General features: G+C 48.4%; 11 protein-coding genes. 10 read left to right on the top strand and 1 reads right to left on the bottom strand.

Features of this window, described 5'->3' with window-relative positions:
• The first annotated feature begins 59 nt into the window (after positions 1–59).
• The 3 genes from JW499_RS02140 to JW499_RS02150 all read left to right on the top strand — a co-directional run bounded on the left by JW499_RS02140 (position 60) and on the right by JW499_RS02150 (position 3,826).
• On the top strand, positions 60–1,703 hold the full coding sequence (locus tag JW499_RS02140) for a fatty acid--CoA ligase (RefSeq protein ID WP_205209040.1): 1,644 nt from the start codon (positions 60–62) through the stop codon (positions 1,701–1,703).
• 162 nt (positions 1,704–1,865) lie between these two features.
• On the top strand, positions 1,866–3,176 hold the full coding sequence (locus tag JW499_RS02145) for a sulfite oxidase (RefSeq protein ID WP_205209041.1): 1,311 nt from the start codon (positions 1,866–1,868) through the stop codon (positions 3,174–3,176).
• Between the two features lie 11 nt (positions 3,177–3,187).
• Entirely contained in the window at positions 3,188–3,826 is a 639-nt protein-coding gene (locus JW499_RS02150; protein ID WP_205209042.1) for a c-type cytochrome, read from the top strand.
• Positions 3,827–4,004: 178 nt separating this feature from the next.
• Here the strand turns inward: JW499_RS02150 and JW499_RS02155 are convergent, their stop codons facing one another.
• A complete protein-coding gene (locus JW499_RS02155; RefSeq protein ID WP_205209043.1) occupies positions 4,005–4,811 on the bottom strand; it encodes an ion transporter in 807 nt (268 codons plus the stop codon).
• Positions 4,812–5,294: 483 nt separating this feature from the next.
• Between JW499_RS02155 and JW499_RS02160 the strand changes: the two genes are divergently transcribed.
• The 7 genes from JW499_RS02160 (at position 5,295) to JW499_RS02190 (ending at position 16,501) form a co-directional block, all read left to right on the top strand.
• The gene (locus tag JW499_RS02160) at positions 5,295–7,607 is read left to right on the top strand and encodes a diguanylate cyclase (RefSeq protein ID WP_205209044.1); all 2,313 of its coding nucleotides are present in this window, start codon (positions 5,295–5,297) and stop codon (positions 7,605–7,607) included.
• A 269-nt stretch (positions 7,608–7,876) separates the two neighbouring features.
• Positions 7,877–8,056, top strand: a complete 180-nt coding sequence (locus tag JW499_RS02165) for a type I restriction-modification system subunit M N-terminal domain-containing protein (RefSeq protein WP_232846178.1) — start codon at positions 7,877–7,879, stop codon at positions 8,054–8,056.
• 97 nt (positions 8,057–8,153) lie between these two features.
• A complete protein-coding gene (locus JW499_RS02170) occupies positions 8,154–9,710 on the top strand; it encodes a type I restriction-modification system subunit M (protein WP_205209045.1) in 1,557 nt (518 codons plus the stop codon).
• On the top strand, positions 9,707–10,864 hold the full coding sequence (locus tag JW499_RS02175; RefSeq protein WP_205209046.1) for a restriction endonuclease subunit S: 1,158 nt from the start codon (positions 9,707–9,709) through the stop codon (positions 10,862–10,864). The genes JW499_RS02170 and JW499_RS02175 overlap by 4 nt, the downstream gene beginning before the upstream one ends.
• A gap of 1 nt (position 10,865) precedes the next feature.
• Complete coding sequence (locus tag JW499_RS02180) at positions 10,866–12,041, top strand: anticodon nuclease (RefSeq protein ID WP_205209047.1); 1,176 nt, start codon at positions 10,866–10,868, stop codon at positions 12,039–12,041.
• A 340-nt stretch (positions 12,042–12,381) separates the two neighbouring features.
• Positions 12,382–13,383, top strand: a complete 1,002-nt coding sequence (gene rhuM, locus JW499_RS02185; protein ID WP_205209048.1) for a RhuM family protein — start codon at positions 12,382–12,384, stop codon at positions 13,381–13,383.
• A gap of 19 nt (positions 13,384–13,402) precedes the next feature.
• A complete protein-coding gene (locus JW499_RS02190) occupies positions 13,403–16,501 on the top strand; it encodes an HsdR family type I site-specific deoxyribonuclease (RefSeq protein ID WP_205209049.1) in 3,099 nt (1,032 codons plus the stop codon).
• Positions 16,502–16,611 lie beyond the last annotated feature (110 nt).

The following is a 16,611-nucleotide window of genomic DNA, read 5'->3' on the forward strand; positions in this document are numbered from 1 at the left end:
GTAACGACTACGATGACGCAATGCGTCAGAGGGAAATAACCATTCACCGAGGGAAAACGATGAAAACAAAAATAATAGAATCTGCTGAAAATGCCTACCATTACCCGCTGTTGATTAAAAACCTGCTGCTATCGGGCAAGCGATATCAACCCGACCAGGAGATTGTCTATAGCGATCTGTTCCGCTATGACTACCGCACGCTCTATCAACGTATCTGCAAGCTGGCGCATGTCTTAACCGATGCCGGCGTAGAGCCGGGGGACACCGTAGCACTGATGGACTGGGACAGCCATCGCTACCTGGAGGCCTACTTCGCTGTGCCAATGATTGGTGCCATTTTACACCATGTTAATGTGCGTCTTAGTCCCGATCAGATCCAATACACGATGGACCACGCAGAGGATAAGCTGGTGCTGGTTCATGATGATTTTGTCGCCATTGCTGAGCAGCTATCGACCGATTTACCCCATGTCACAGGTTTCATCCAGCTAACTGACGAAGACCAGCCGGTAACCACCTCTTTGAACGTCTTGGGTGAATATGAAACGCTGCTAAAAGGCGCCAGCGATCAGTATGAGTTTCCAGATTTCGATGAAAACTCGGTGGCAACCCTGTTTTACACCACTGGCACCACCGGTAATCCCAAAGGGGTGTACTTCTCTCATCGTCAGTTGGTGTTGCATACCCTGAATGGTGCGGCAACCCTGGGGCTTTATGATGGTCAGCCAATGCTGCGTTCGGATGATGTCTATATGCCGATGACGCCGATGTTTCATGTACATGCCTGGGGAGTGCCATATATCGCCACGCTGCTGGGGGTTAAGCAGGTTTATCCGGGCCGTTATGAACCCAATAAGCTGGTGAAGCTTTATCGTGACGAGAGTGTGACCTTCTCCCATGGCGTGCCGACGGTATTACAGATGATTCTCAACTGTGAAGAGGCTAAAACCACGGATATGACTGGCTGGAAAATGGTCACCGGTGGCAGCGCCCCGACACTGGCCCTGGCACAGCAGATGGCCGAAAAAGGGATCCTCTTCCATACCGCCTATGGTATGTCCGAAACCTGTCCACTGTTAACCACAACCTATCTGCCTGCGGCGGCCCGTGAGCTGGATATGGTCGATCAGATGCCGTTGCGCATCAAAACAGGCGTGCCTAATGCGATGGTTGATCTGCGGATTGTAGACCCTGCTGGCAACGAAGTCCCCCATGATGGGGAAGCAGTAGGCGAGGTTGTGGTACGGGCTCCCTGGCTGACTCAGGGCTACTATAAAGAGCCGGAAAAGGGCGCTGAGCTCTGGCAAAACGGCTGGTTACATACCGGTGATGTGGCCTCGATGGATGAAGCCAGTGTACTGGAGATTAAAGACCGCATTAAGGATGTCATCAAAACCGGAGGCGAGTGGATCTCATCCATTGAACTGGAGAGTCTGATCAGCCAGCATCCTCTGGTTTCAGAAGTCGCAGTGGTCGGCGTTCCTGATGAAAAATGGGGCGAAAGGGCCTTTGCTATGATTGTTCCTGCCGCGGGCAATACAGTTGACGCTGACGCAATCCAGGCACATCTGCAGCAGTTTGTTGACAGTGGCAGGATTAACAAATGGGCCATCCCCGAAAAGATCAGTGTGGTGTCGGAGATACCCAAAACCAGTGTCGGTAAGCTCAATAAGAAGGTGATTCGTCAGCGGTACAGCGGCTAAGCCAGCGCCCCTTATCTGGGGGCAGCTTTCAGCCTTCATTTGTGCTCCGGTTTATATCTCAGCTGAGTTAGCTGATTGTCGATTTTTTAACTAAGCTATATTAGCTGTTATGAATATTCGAAACAAACGCTCTTCTGACAATAAAAACCGGAGCTAATGACGATGAACACCAAGAATAAAAAATCGGTAGGCTTACACGCACTATATGAAGATGACCCTGTCTCAGCAGACCTGAAGGTTTTCGGACGTGTCGCTAATCAGGACCGGCGGGGCTTTCTGCGCGGGGCAGGCCTCACCAGTATGGCAGCGCTACTGGGCGTGTCATTCATTCCCTACCACCGCAACATGCCTCAGGGTCTTATTCCCGCAGCGATGGCCGATGATACGACCCCGTTCTCTATCGAGGGGAAAGAGGGGCTGACCATTCTTAATGACCGTCCGGTCAATGCGGAAACTCCCGCACACCTGCTGGACGATGCGGTCACACCCACCAGCCGCCATTTTATCCGCAACAATGGCGTCCCTCCCGTTGAAGTGGATGCGGACCGCTGGCAGCTGACGATCGATGGGTTGGTTGAAAAGCCGCTCACGTTGTCCATTAAAGATCTTCAGGATAAGTTCGAGGTGGTGACCCGACCGGTTGTCGTCGAGTGCGGTGGTAATGGCCGTGCGGCCTTTGACCCACCTGCCAGTGGTAATCAGTGGACCTATGGTGCGGTTGCCTGCGCTGAATGGACCGGTGTCCGCTTAGCCGATGTGCTCAGCGCTGCCGGAGTTAAACCCGGCGCGGTCTATACCGCTCACCACAGCGCCGATAAACACCTGTCCGGCAAAGAGGGCAAAGAAGCGATCTCCCGCGGTGTGCCTATCGGGAAAGCGATGGACCCCAATAACCTGATCGCATTCGCTATGAATGGTAAACCGATCCATCCAATGAACGGCGCACCACTGCGACTGATCATTCCCGGCTGGCCCGGTTCCTGTTCACAGAAATGGCTGCAGCGCATCAATATCCGTGATCAGGTACATGACGGCGCCAAAATGACCGGTACCGCCTATCGCGTCCCCAAACACCCGGTTGCAGCGGGGGAAAAGGTCGCTAAAGAAGACTTTGTTATCATCGAGCGGATGCCGGTTAAGTCCCTGATCACACATCCGGCCACCGGAACCATGCTCAGCGAAAAAAAACTGGAAGTGCGTGGCAACGCCTGGTCCGGCGAGCGTAAAATCACTCAGGTGGAGATCTCCATCGATTTCGGTGCCACCTGGATCACAGCCGAGCTGGGCGAACAACCTAACTTTGGCGCCTGGCAACGCTTCAAAGCCCAGGTGACGTTCCCTGAGCCCGGCTATTTTGAGATATGGGCCAAAGCCACCGACGACAAGGGTGTCAGTCAGCCATTCGGGATCGCCTGGAATCCCAAAGGCTATCTCAACAATAGTATGCACCGGGTGGCAGTCAGAGTCAGTTGACAGGGTGCGATATGATCAGACAACTCTCCACCGCATTGCTATTCAGCGTGCTTGCCGGGTCGGTTAGCTTTCAGTCAGCCTTTGCCGATCAGGCAAACCTTGCAGCCAGGGGCCAGCAGCTGGTCCTGGTCTGCAAGGGCTGTCATACCTTAGCAAAGGGAGAACCACACAATATCGGCCCTAACCTCTGGAATGTTGTTGGCCGAAAGGTTGGCGCAGCTGCAGGTTTTGAATACTCTGAAGCGTTTAAACAGTTTGAAGGGCGCTGGACAGAGGACAACCTGAAACACTATCTGGCATCTCCCGCCACCTTCATCCCCAATAACCACATGGCCTTTTCGGGTATCAGTTCCGAAACCGATCGCTCTGCGGTGGTCGCTTATCTGAAAACACTGACTGATGGTGGACCTGTGGTTGGCGCCTCCAGCAGTTTCGACTACGGCGGACTAAAAGAGGGGGTTGGACGGGAGGATGTTTACTCCGTCTGTTCTCGCTGCCACTCCATTATGTTGGTGAAACAGCAGGGCATGAGCCGGTCCCGCTGGACGGACACTCTGGTGTGGATGGTTGAAGAGCAGGGCATGGATGAACTGCCCAGCGACCAGCATGAGCGTATTCTCGACTATCTGGCAAAATATTACGGAGGGTAGACGTTGCAAGCCTGCATCAGGGGATATAAAAGAGGATTGCATAGAACAACACCAGATTGCCACTATCCGCCAGCAGGTGCTGACCTCACACATTGATCCGCTGCCCGACTGGGCGGCGGAACTGCTGACCGACCTCGTCTAATCAGCCAGGAGGCATCAGCGATTCAGTAAAAGTCCGCTACTTTGTCTGCTGTTTCAGCAGCAACTTAATCTCTTCAAGTTGCTGTTGCAGATCGGTAATGGTGGGTTCATGAGCATCGATGGCGGCCTGTTTTCTGACCTTGGCATGCTCCTCATCCAGGACATTCACCACGATGCCGATCACCATATTCAGAAACGCAAACGCCGTGAAGAAGATAAAGGTCAGGTAGTAGATCCAGCTGAGCTTATAGACCGTCATCGTTTCATACATGACATCGGTCCAGTCCTCAAATGTCATCACCCGAAACAGGGTCAGCAACGAGATAGTGATGTCGCCCCAGAGCTCAGGATTGATATCTTCAAACAGTGTGCTGCCGATCGCCGCGTAGATATAAAAGATGATAAACATCAGAAGGATAACATAACCAAGCTGAGGCATCGCTTTAATCAGGGAGTTGAGCAGCAGGCGTAATTCAGGGATAACTGAAACCATCCGCAACACCCGGAAAACCCGAACCAGACGAGCCACCAGTGCCATGTCAGTATTATCAATCGGAATCAGGCTGATGGTGACAATCAGTGTGTCAAAAATGTTCCAGGGATTTTTGAAAAAGTCCTTTTTATTCTCTTCCCCCAGGAAGCGAATACTGATCTCAATCAGAAAGAAGACCGTAATCAAACGGTCAAGCCAGACAACCATCGTGATCGCTAAAGGGGAAAGTTCATAGGTTTTAGCACCCACTAACAAAGCTGAACTGATAATCACAATCACAACAAATAGCTCAAACGCTTTATTGCTTCTCAGGGTAGTAAATTTAGACTGAAGCCGGGCAAAATCTATCATACTAAAAAGTTCCAGAATCACTAAGAGCTTATATAAGCCCTTATATAAGTGCTTATAAATGGGTTTGCGGGATGGAAAGATAACCGAAGCTATTTTTGAAAGCGACATTTAATGAAGAAATGAAACCACGTGAGTACATGCTGAGCGAAGCCAGTAGCGAATAAAACGAGAAACAGCGCGTGCCAGCATCCACAACGCCATCGTCCTGAAACGGTAAATAGTTCTGACACACCTCAAGAGCCTTCCACAAAGGCACTAAAATGATGGATTTTAGCACCGTCTTTAGACTAGCCTTTACTCAGGAGAGACTGATTGGAAACCGGGACCTCAACGACGAATGGACAAAAGAATAGTCTCAATTCGTTGACCACTGCGCCATAGCGCAATAAAGTGAACTGATTTATGGAAACCAGAGGGCGTGCCTGCTTTTGGCACTATCGCCCAGAAGAGTGACTGCCAGGAAGGCTTTTTGAGATGTAACAGATGAATAAAATTCCGGTTAACGGCTCTGATGATTACCGTATCGAGAAGTTACTCGATATAACCAGCTTTGCAGAGCTGCTGGAAGGTTATTATCAGGCAACCGGAATACCGAATGGCCTGGTCGGGCCTGGGGGTGAGCTGATCACCCAGGCCGGCTGGATCGATGCCTGCACACGTTTTCATCGCGGTCACGAAGAAACAAACCGCCGTTGCGTCGAAAGCAATTGCACCCTCCTCGAACAGGCCCAGACTCAAAAAGTTTGTAACTCTCTTTGTAAAAATGGCCTCTATGACTACGCCACCCCCATCAATATCGACGGTAAGCATATTGCCACCCTGTTCATGGGACAACTACTGCATCAGCCACCCGATCTTAGCTATTATGAGCAACAGGCAGAACGCTTCAATTATGACAAAGCGGCCTATATAGAGGCCATTAAGCAGGTTCCGGTCATTCCCAAAGCGCAACTGGAAAAGCAGCTTAACCATATGGTTCAGGTGACCACTGTGCTGGCCAAAAGTGCACTGAGCACTATCCGAGAGCACCACCTTCAGGAAGCCCTAAGCCACAGCAAAAAGCAACGTATTGAGATAAAAGACCTGCTTGATAACTCACCCACAGGTATCAGTTGGTGCGACGAAGCATGCAATATCGAATATATTAATCACACATTTACCCGGATACTGGGCTACACCCTGGAAGATCTCCCAAATGTTGATAGCTGGTATAAGACCGCATATCCAGACCCTGAAGTCCGTCATCCGATAGAGAAAATATTTAAGAGATGGCTCAACAGTCAGAAAAAAAGTAACGGCGCCTTTATGCCTCCTCTTACCACGGAGACTACTGTCCGCTGTAAGGATGGCACCAGCAAAAGAATCTCAAGCCAGGTATCGGCGATTAACCAGAAGATACTCTATAACTGCACCGATATCACAGAAAAATGGCGAATCGAACAGCGCAATCTGACCCGCAACAGAATGATGGAGCGGGTTGCGCAGGGGGAACAACTTAACAGTATCATGCATCAGCTGATAACCGATATTGAGTCAGATGATCCCTCAATTCGCTGCAGCATCCTTTTATTGGATAGCGAAGGCAGGCATCTCTTAAATTGTGCGGCACCGAGCCTCCCTGATTTTTATAACGAAGCGATTCACGGCGTTGAGATAGGCGAGGGGGTTGGCTCCTGCGGTACAGCGGCCTTTCTCGGTAAACGGGTTATCGTTGAGGATATTGACATCCATCCATACTGGACACCCTATCGTGAACTGGCAGCCCGTGCCGGCTTGAAGGCGTGCTGGTCCGAGCCCATTATCTCTTCAACGGGTCGTGTCCTGGGTAGTTTTGCCATCTATCACAATACGCCAAATAAGCCGGACGATCACGATATTGAAATGATATCCTTTGCAGCTAATCTGGCATCTATTGCAATAGAAACCCTCAAAAACCGGGAAGAACTGGTACGTAGCGAACAAGCCTACCGCAGTCTGGCAGAGAACGCTCCGGACGCGATCGCGCGCTATGATGGAGCAGGCGATCTGATCTACACCAACCCAAACTTCGCTGCACTGTTCGCAAGTGATATGTCAGAAAATGACAGCTATCTTGAACATTACCGCTCAGTGATCAGAAAAGTGATCAGAACCGGCACCCCTCAGCAGGTGGAGATCTGCATCCACGCAGGATCAAACCACCGATATCTGATGTTTAATATCGTTAGTGAAGAGAATGAAGGAGGAGGGGGAGCACTGGCCATCGGGCGGGATATAACATTGCACCGGGAGATGGAGCATAAGCTGGAGAAGCAAGCCCGATCCGATTTCCTGACCCAGCTTATCAACCGGCGTCATTTCTTTGAACTGGCAAACCGGGAGATGCTGGTTGCCAGCCGCTATAACAATGCACTGTCTCTCATCATGTTCGATCTTGACCATTTTAAACAGGTCAATGATACCTACGGACACGCCATTGGCGATCTGGTACTACAAAGAATAGCGGATGTCAGCCTGACGACTGTTCGCGCTGCGGATATTCTTGCCCGGTTAGGCGGCGAGGAGTTTGTTGTGCTGATGGTGCAGACCAGCCATGATGAGGCCCTGCAAAGCGCTGAAAGACTACGGCAGGCAATAGCCAGTACAAGCATCGCACTGGGCAGCGGTGAAGCGATCTCGGTAACCGCCTCGTTTGGAGTTACTACCATACATTTTGATAGTGGTGACAGCCATACCATCAACCATATGATTTCCGATGCCGACAAAGCGATGTATCGCGCCAAACAGGAAGGGCGCAACCGGGTGGTCTACGCCTGATCTGCATTGCGCAGAAAGAGACTGTCTCTGGTTGAATACCAATCGGGTATGTTTAACCTATATCATAGTTGAGCACAGCAGTTTCCAACTGAAACAATCACTATCTCAGGTATCAAAGGGGTTCTGAACAAGAGCAGAGTTTTTGATGTCTGCAGTACCCTGACCACTGTCCCTGTAGTACACTGATTCCCAATCAAAAAGAGGCAGCGGACGCTTCATCTTTTTCCCGCTGCTCTCATTACCAATTGCTGTATAAGGTATAAGCATCGATGCAAAACTTCTCTCAAACGGCTGCATTCATCTGGTCGGTGGCCGATCTTCTTCGGGGTGATTTTAGACAGAGTCAATACGGGCGGGGGATTCTGCCGTTTACGCTGTTACGCCGCCTTGAGTGCGTGCTGGGGACTGATTTTACGCGCAATAGATCAGAATTCTCAACAGCTCGCTAATCTCCCTCGATAAGCTGGATGCTGTTACATCAACCAACAAACGTCTTAACGAAACCTAACAGACGATACAACTAAGAAAAACAACGAGAAAATACTCATGACAAGCACCCAACAACGCGCCGCTCTTCAACGTCAGATCTGGGCCATTGCCAATGATGTACGCGGTGCCGTCGACGGCTGGGACTTTAAACAATACGTCCTCGGCACCCTGTTTTACCGCTTTATCAGTGAAAACTTTGCCGCCTACATTGAGGGCGGTGACGACAGCGTTAACTACGCAGAACTGCCCGATAGTGTAATCACGCCGGAAATCAAAGACGATGCCATTAAAACCAAGGGTTACTTTATCTACCCCGGCCAGTTGTTCGCCAATGTGGCCCAAAATGCCAACAGCAATGAAAGCCTGAATACCGATCTGGCGGCCATCTTTGCCGCAATCGAGGCCTCGGCCAGTGGTTACCCTTCCGAGCAGGATATTAAAGGCCTGTTTGCCGATTTCGATACCACCAGTAACCGCCTGGGCAATACCGTAAAAGATAAGAACAAGCGCCTGGCCGATGTACTCAAAGGCGTGGCGGGGCTGGAGTTCGGAGACTTTGAGGGCAGCCATATCGACCTGTTCGGCGATGCCTACGAATTTTTAATCTCTAACTATGCCGCCAACGCCGGTAAATGGGGCGGAGAGTTTTTTACTCCGCAGCATGTGTCTAAACTGATTGCCCAGCTCGCTATGCACAAGCAGACCAGCGTTAATAAAATTTACGACCCTGCCTGTGGTTCTGGCTCACTGCTGCTGCAAGCTAAAAAACATTTCGACGCCCATATCATAGAAGAGGGCTTCTTCGGCCAGGAGATCAACCACACCACCTTTAACCTGGCGAGGATGAATATGTTTTTGCACAACATCAACTACGACAAGTTCAATATGCAGTTGGGTAACACGCTGATCGACCCGCATTTTTTGGACGACAAACCCTTTGATGCCATCGTCTCCAACCCGCCTTATTCCGTGAAGTGGATAGGCGCTGACGACCCCATATTAATTAATGATGATCGCTTTGCGCCCGCAGGAGTCCTTGCGCCTAAATCCAAAGCTGATTTCGCCTTTGTGCTGCATGCACTCAGCTACCTTTCCAGCAAAGGCCGCGCCGCCATTGTCTGCTTCCCTGGTATTTTTTACCGTGGCGGTGCCGAGCAGAAAATCAGAAAGTATCTGGTAGATAATAACTATGTAGAAACGGTGATCTCCCTGGCACCCAATCTGTTTTTTGGCACCACCATCGCGGTGAATATTCTGGTGCTGGCAAAAAACAAAACCAGCACCGACACCCAGTTTATTGATGCCAGTGGTTTGTTTAAAAAAGAGACCAATAATAACATCCTCACCGATGACCATATTCAGCAAATCATGGCGGTGTTTGATAGCAAGGAAAACGTCGATCACCTGGCCCGTTCGGTGCCGCTTGAAGAAATTTCAGGCAACGACTACAACCTGTCGGTCAGCTCTTATGTAGAAGTCAAAGACACCCGCGAAGTGGTGGATATTGCTGAACTCAATGCCGAGCTAAAAACCACCGTCGCCGGGATTACCCAGCTGCGCCAAGAGATTGATGCGATAGTGGCGGAGATTGAAGGTGAGGAGCAGGACGCATGAGCAACATTAGCTTTATGGAAAAGCTGCTGGATGGGATTGAGGTGGAGTGGCTAGCGTTGGGAGGGCTAGCAGAAAATCTGGATTCAATGCGAAAACCGATAACCAGTGGATTGAGAGAATCAGGTGAAATTCCGTACTACGGAGCCTCAGGCATTGTTGATTATGTGAAAGATTATATTTTTGATGGTGACTTTTTACTTGTTTCTGAAGATGGTGCCAATTTACTTGCTAGAAATACACCTATTGCATTCAGCATAAGCGGTAAAAGTTGGGTAAATAACCATGCCCACATATTAAAATTCAACACTTACGTCGAGCGTAGATTTGTTGATATTTACCTCAACAGTATTGATTTGACTCCATACATTTCTGGTGCGGCACAACCAAAGCTTAACCAAAAAAACTTAAATAGCATTCCAATCCCCATCCCCTGCCCAGACAACCCTAAAAAATCGCTGGAAATCCAGGCCGAAATCGTCCGCATTCTGGACGCATTTACCGCCATGACCGCCGAGCTGACCGCCGAGCTTAACCTACGCAAAAAACAATACAACTACTACCGCGATCAGTTGTTGAGTTTTGAAGAAGGGGAAGTGGAGTGGAAAACATTGGGGGAAGTGGCCGAGAACCTCGACTCAAAAAGAAAGCCAATCAAGAGCGGCTTGAGGGAAGCCGGAAATATTCCGTATTACGGAGCGTCTGGAATTGTCGATTACGTTAAAGACTATATTTTTGAAGGCGACTTTTTGCTTGTTTCTGAAGATGGTGCAAATCTATTGGCAAGAAATACACCAATAGCATTTAGCATTAGTGGCAAAACTTGGGTTAACAATCATGCTCATGTGCTTAAATTCGATACTTATGAGGAAAGAAGGTACGTCGAATATTACCTGAATAGTATCGATTTGACGCCCTATATTTCTGGTGCTGCACAACCGAAACTAAACAAGAAAAACTTGGAAAGTATCCGTATACCAACCCCTTCGCCAACAGAAAAAGAGCGAGTCGTATTAGTTCTTGATAAATTTGACGCCTTAACCAACTCAATCACAGAAGGTTTGCCCCGCGAAATCGAGCTGCGTCAAAAACAATACGAGTATTATCGTGATCTACTGCTGAGCTTCCCTAAACCGAATACCGAGGAAGCTGCCTGAAATGAGCAAGACGCTGACCAAGATTGCAGAGCAGTTAAATACGCCAAGAAAGGTGAAGAGTAAGAAGACCACGGAGGTCGAAGTCGTCACGCAGGTGCCTAAAGTACAGCTAATTTATGCATTCAACGGCACGGGCAAAACCCGCCTGTCTCGTGAATTTAAACAGTTTGTTGCACCGAAAGGCAATGGCGAGGATGACGAAGCTATTTCGCCACGGGAGAAAATCCTTTACTACAACGCCTTCACTGAAGATCTGTTTTATTGGGATAATGATTTAGAAGAGGATGCTGCCCCCAAACTTAAAATTCAGCCGAATACCTATACCGACTGGCTGCTCACCCTGCTGAAAGATCTTGGTCAAGATGCGAATATCGTCAAGTACTTCCAACACTTTGCCAATGATAAGTTAACCCCGCATTTCAGTGAAAACTATGCCGAAGTCACCTTTACCCTGGAACGAGGTGACAATGAAGGTACAGAGCCTCTGAAAATATCCAAAGGCGAAGAAAGTAACTTTATCTGGAGTGTTTTCTACACGTTGTTGGACCAGGTGATTACCATCCTCAATGTTGCAGAGCCAGAGAATCGTGAGACTAGGCAATTTGATCAGCTGGAGTATGTGTTTATTGATGACCCGGTTAGTTCATTAGATGAAAACCACCTGATCGAGCTGGCTGTTAATCTGGCGGGGCTGATCAAATCCAGTAAGTCAGACCTGAAGTTTATAATAACCACCCACAGCCCACTTTTTTATAACGTGCTCTACAACGAGCTGAATAGTAAAGCCTGTTATCTGTTGGAACGGTTTGAAGATGGCACCTTTGCGCTGTTGGATAAGCACGGCGATTCCAATAAAAGCTTCTCTTATCACCTGCATCTAAAGCAGATACTGGAAAAAGCCATCGCTGAAAACACTGTGCAGAAGTACCACTTCACGCTGTTGCGCAACCTGTATGAAAAGACGGCCAGCTTTCTGGGGTATCCCAAATGGTCAGAACTCTTGCCCGATGACAAGCAGGCGTATTTAAACCGTATTATTCAGTTTACCAGCCACTCAACATTGTCGAATGAAGCCGTTGCCGAACCCAGTGGCCCAGAAAAGAATACGGTTGCCTTGCTACTGAATCACTTAATAAGCAATTATGCCTATTGGCAGCAGGAAGATCCAAATGGTTGATAACACTACGCCTATCGCTGAATCGAACAGTTCTATTGTTTTCGACAAGCGGAGCTTGAACGCGAGCTGATTGAAGTTTCTGCTAATCAGAGCTATGAATATTTGTCTTACATAATTAACCCGCAGGCCAAGCTGGCGAATGTGACAGGGCTAACGCAACTACTCAATAAGGTCAGTTTTTTTAGGGTGAGTGGTTGCGTTTTATTGAAATCTCCCTCAATACGAAAGCAGTAGCCTGTTATGAGCAAAGTTCTGAGAGACATAGGCCTGCGGTTAACAGATGCTGTTACAATGCTGTACATGCTCTTCAGCCAGCAGCATAGCAACACGGAGGGAACCGATGGCTAACCCGATCGAAATTTATCAAACGAGCGAGCAGCATATTGAGATCAAGCTCGACCTTGATTCAGAAACCCTGTGGCTGACTCAGCGACAAATGGCCGAGGTGTTTGAAAAGGATGTGCGCACGGTCAATGAACACTTGAAAAATATCTATGAAGAGCAGGAGCTGACAAAAGATTCAACTATCCGGAAATTCCGGATAGTTCAACTAGAGGGTTCGCGGAAGGTGAGCCGTGAGGTTGATCACTATAATCTTGATGCGATTTTGTCCGTTGGCTATCGAGTGAGTTCTAAAAAGGGGACTCAGTTTCGTCAATGGGCCTCGCACATCCTTAAGCAACATTTGGTTGAAGGTTATACCCTAAACCATCAGCGCCTTGCGCAGCGGGGCATTGAAATAGAACAAGCACTTAGCTTGTTGTCTTCTACTCTGCAAAACCAGCAAATGATTAGTGAATCTGGCGAAGCGGTATTAGCCATGATAAGTGATTATGCACGCAGCTGGAGTTTATTGCAGGCCTATGATGAGCAATCCCTGGGGGATTGCCTGCAAAAACAAAGCGATATGCAGGCACTTGATCTGGATTCGGTGCTATACGCCGTTGCTGAGTTAAAAAAGGAGCTAATCGCAAAAGGGGAGGCGACTGAGTTGTTTGGGCAGTTGCGTGGTCAAGGCCTGGCCTCTGCGATCGCGACTATCGAACAGGGCTTTGGCGATCAACTGTTTTACCCTAATGCCGCAAGTCGCGCGGCGAATTTGTTATATATGGTGATTAAAAACCATCCGTTTGCAGATGGTAATAAACGCACAGGCTCCTTTTTGTTTCTTTGGTATTTGCGGGTTCATCAGCACTTGTTGGCTAAGCCGGTGGAACAATTGATTAATGACAATACGCTGGTTGCACTCGCTTTGCTTGTGGCAGAAAGTAAGCCCGGACAAAAAGAATTAATGATACGCTTAATCGAACACTTCATTTTATTAAACGATAAAAACCACTAGGACAGGCAGAGAGCAAGCTATGGCAGAGTACAAAACGATTGCCGAGTCGAACAATTTTATTGTTCTCGATAAATACACCAAGGAATGGAAAGTTACTGAAAGCTACCAGAGCGAAGCGGAGCTAGAACGCGAGCTGATTGAAGATTTAGTCAATCAGGGCTACGAATATTTGCCTTCCGTCAATAACCCGCAGGCCATGCTGGCGAATGTGAGACTGCAACTGCAGATCCTCAATCAGGTCGAGTTTCTGGAGGGTGAGTGGAAGCGTTTTGTTGAAACCTATCTGGATAAGCCCAGCGACACCATTGTCGAGAAAACCCGCAAGATCCATGATGACTATATCCATGATTTTGTGTTTGATGATGGCCGAATCAAAAATATCTATTTGGTCGATAAAAAGAACATTGCCCGCAATAAAGTACAGGTCATCAAACAGTTTGCGCAAACCGGTCACTTTGCCAACCGTTACGATGTGACCATTCTGGTGAACGGCTTACCCCTGGTGCAAATCGAGCTGAAAAAACGCGGTGTGGCGATTCGCGAGGCCTTTAATCAGGTGCATCGCTACAGCAAAGAGAGCTTTAACAGCGAAGATTCGCTGTATAAATATTTGCAGTTGTTTGTGATCTCTAACGGTACCGACAGCCGCTATTTTGCCAATACCACCCAGCGCAATAAAAACAGTTTCGACTTCACCATGAACTGGGCGAAGGCTGATAACAGTCTGATTAAAGACTTAAAAGACTTTACTGCGACGTTCTTTCAGAAAAACACTCTGTTAAATGTACTGTTGCACTATTCGGTGTTTGATGTCAGCAATACGCTGCTGGTGATGCGCCCTTACCAGATTGCCGCCACCGAACGTATTATGTGGAAGGTAAAAAGCTCTTTTGAGGCCAGGAACTGGAGCAAGCCAGAGAGTGGCGGCTTTATCTGGCATACCACTGGCAGCGGTAAAACCCTGACCAGCTTTAAAGCAGCGCGCCTGGCGACAGAGCTGGAGTTTATCGACAAGGTATTCTTTGTGGTAGACAGGAAAGACCTCGACTACCAGACCATGAAGGAGTATCAGCGATTCTCACCCGACAGCGTGAATGGCTCTGACAGCACCGCAGGCCTCAAACGCAATCTGGATAAAGACGATAACAAGATTATCGTTACCACCATTCAGAAGCTTAATAACCTGATGAAAAGCGAGGGAGATCTGGCTATCTACTCAAAGCAAGTGATGTTTATTTTCGATGAATGTCATCGCAGTCAGTTTGGTGAAGCACAGAAAAACCTGAATAAAAAATTTAAGCGCTTCTATCAGTTCGGTTTTACCGGTACGCCTATCTTCCCACAGAATGCTCTGGGTGCAGAAACAACGGCGAGTGTGTTTGGCCGCGAACTGCATTCCTATGTAATCACCGATGCGATCCGTGATGAAAAGGTGCTGAAGTTTAAGGTGGACTACAATGATGTGCGCCCAGCTTTTAAAGAGATAGAAACTGAGCAGGATGAGAACAAGCTCAGTGCGTTAGAAAATAAACAGGCTTTGTTGCATCCAGCACGTATTCGCGAGGTTTCTCAATATATATTGAATAACTTCCGTCAGAAAACCCATCGCCTGAACGCGGGCGGTCAGGGGTTTAATGCGATGTTTGCGGTCAGCAGTGTGGATGCTGCCAAGCTGTATTATGAATCACTCAATAAGTTACAGCAGGGTAGCGAAAGACCGCTGAAAATTGCCACGATATTTTCCTATGCAGCTAATGAAGAGCAAGATGCCATTGGTGACATTCAAGACGAAAGCTTTGATGTCTCAGCCATGAACAGCAGTGCCAAAGAGTTTTTAACTGCAGCCATTGCTGACTACAACACTCACTTTAAAGGTAATTTCAGTGTTGATAGCAATGGTTTTCAGAATTATTACCGCGATTTAGCCAAGCGGGTTAAGTCCCAGGAGATTGACCTCCTGATTGTGGTGGGCATGTTCCTCACCGGCTTTGATGCACCAACCCTGAATACACTGTTTGTCGATAAAAACCTACGCTATCACGGTTTAATGCAGGCTTACTCGCGCACTAATCGCATTTACAATGCCACAAAGACCTTTGGCAATATCGTCACGTTCCGCAACCTGGAAAGGGCGACGGTCGATGCTATCACCCTGTTTGGTGATAAAAACACTAAAAACGTGGTGCTTGAAAAAAGCTATCAGGAATACATGGAAGGCTTTACCGATGTAGTTACCGGTCAGGCGCGACGTGGTTTCATGGCGGTGGTTACCGAGTTAGAGCAGCGATTCCCAGACCCGGGGGCCATAGAAAAAGAAACAGACAAAAAAGACTTTGCCAAACTCTTTGGCGAATACCTGCGCGTTGAAAACATCCTGCAGAACTACGATGAGTTTTTCAGTCTGAAAGCCCTGCAAAACGTGGATATGAGTGACCCGGAAGCCGTCGAAGCGTTTAAGGCCGAGCACTATCTGGATGATGAAAAGCTGGCGGAATTACAAACCATACGCCTGCCTGCCGAGCGTAAGGTTCAGGATTACCGCTCGACCTACAACGACATCCGCGACTGGCAGCGCCGTGAGAAATCCGCAGACGAAAAAGAGAAGTCCGGCATCGACTGGGATGATGTGGTGTTTGAGGTAGATCTGCTTAAGTCGCAGGAGATCAACCTCGATTACATTCTTGAGCTTATTTTTGAGCACAACAAGAGAACCAAAAGTAAAGCGGATCTGGTGGATGAAGTTCGCCGTCTAATCCGTGCCAGTCTGGGCAACCGCGCTAAAGAAAGCCTGGTGGTGGAGTTTATCAATCAAACCGATCTGGACCAGATTGGTGACAAAGCCAGCGTGATCGAAGCATTTTTTTCCTTTGCTCAAGCAGAGCAGCAGCGCGAGGCGGACGAACTGATCAATACAGAGAATCTCAATGCTGAAGAAGCCCGCCGTTACATCACCACCTCACTAAAGCGGGAATATGCCAGTGACGCTGGTACAGAGCTTAACTCGATTCTGCCTAAAATGAGCCCACTAAACCCGCAATATCTGACCAAGAAGCAGACAGTGTTTCAAAAGATCGCTGCATTTGTGGAGAAGTTTAAAGGTGTGGGCGGGAAGATTTAATGGCAGATATAGGTTTTTATCGTCGCTAAACACTGTATCACTGACAAACTGGACTGAAGATGACATGCTCAACTACGCCCGGACGGTTGCTGACAAAGTAGGGGAGAACG

The organism is Amphritea pacifica (assembly GCF_016924145.1).
GTDB classification, from domain to species: Bacteria; Pseudomonadota; Gammaproteobacteria; order Pseudomonadales; family Balneatricaceae; genus Amphritea; species Amphritea pacifica.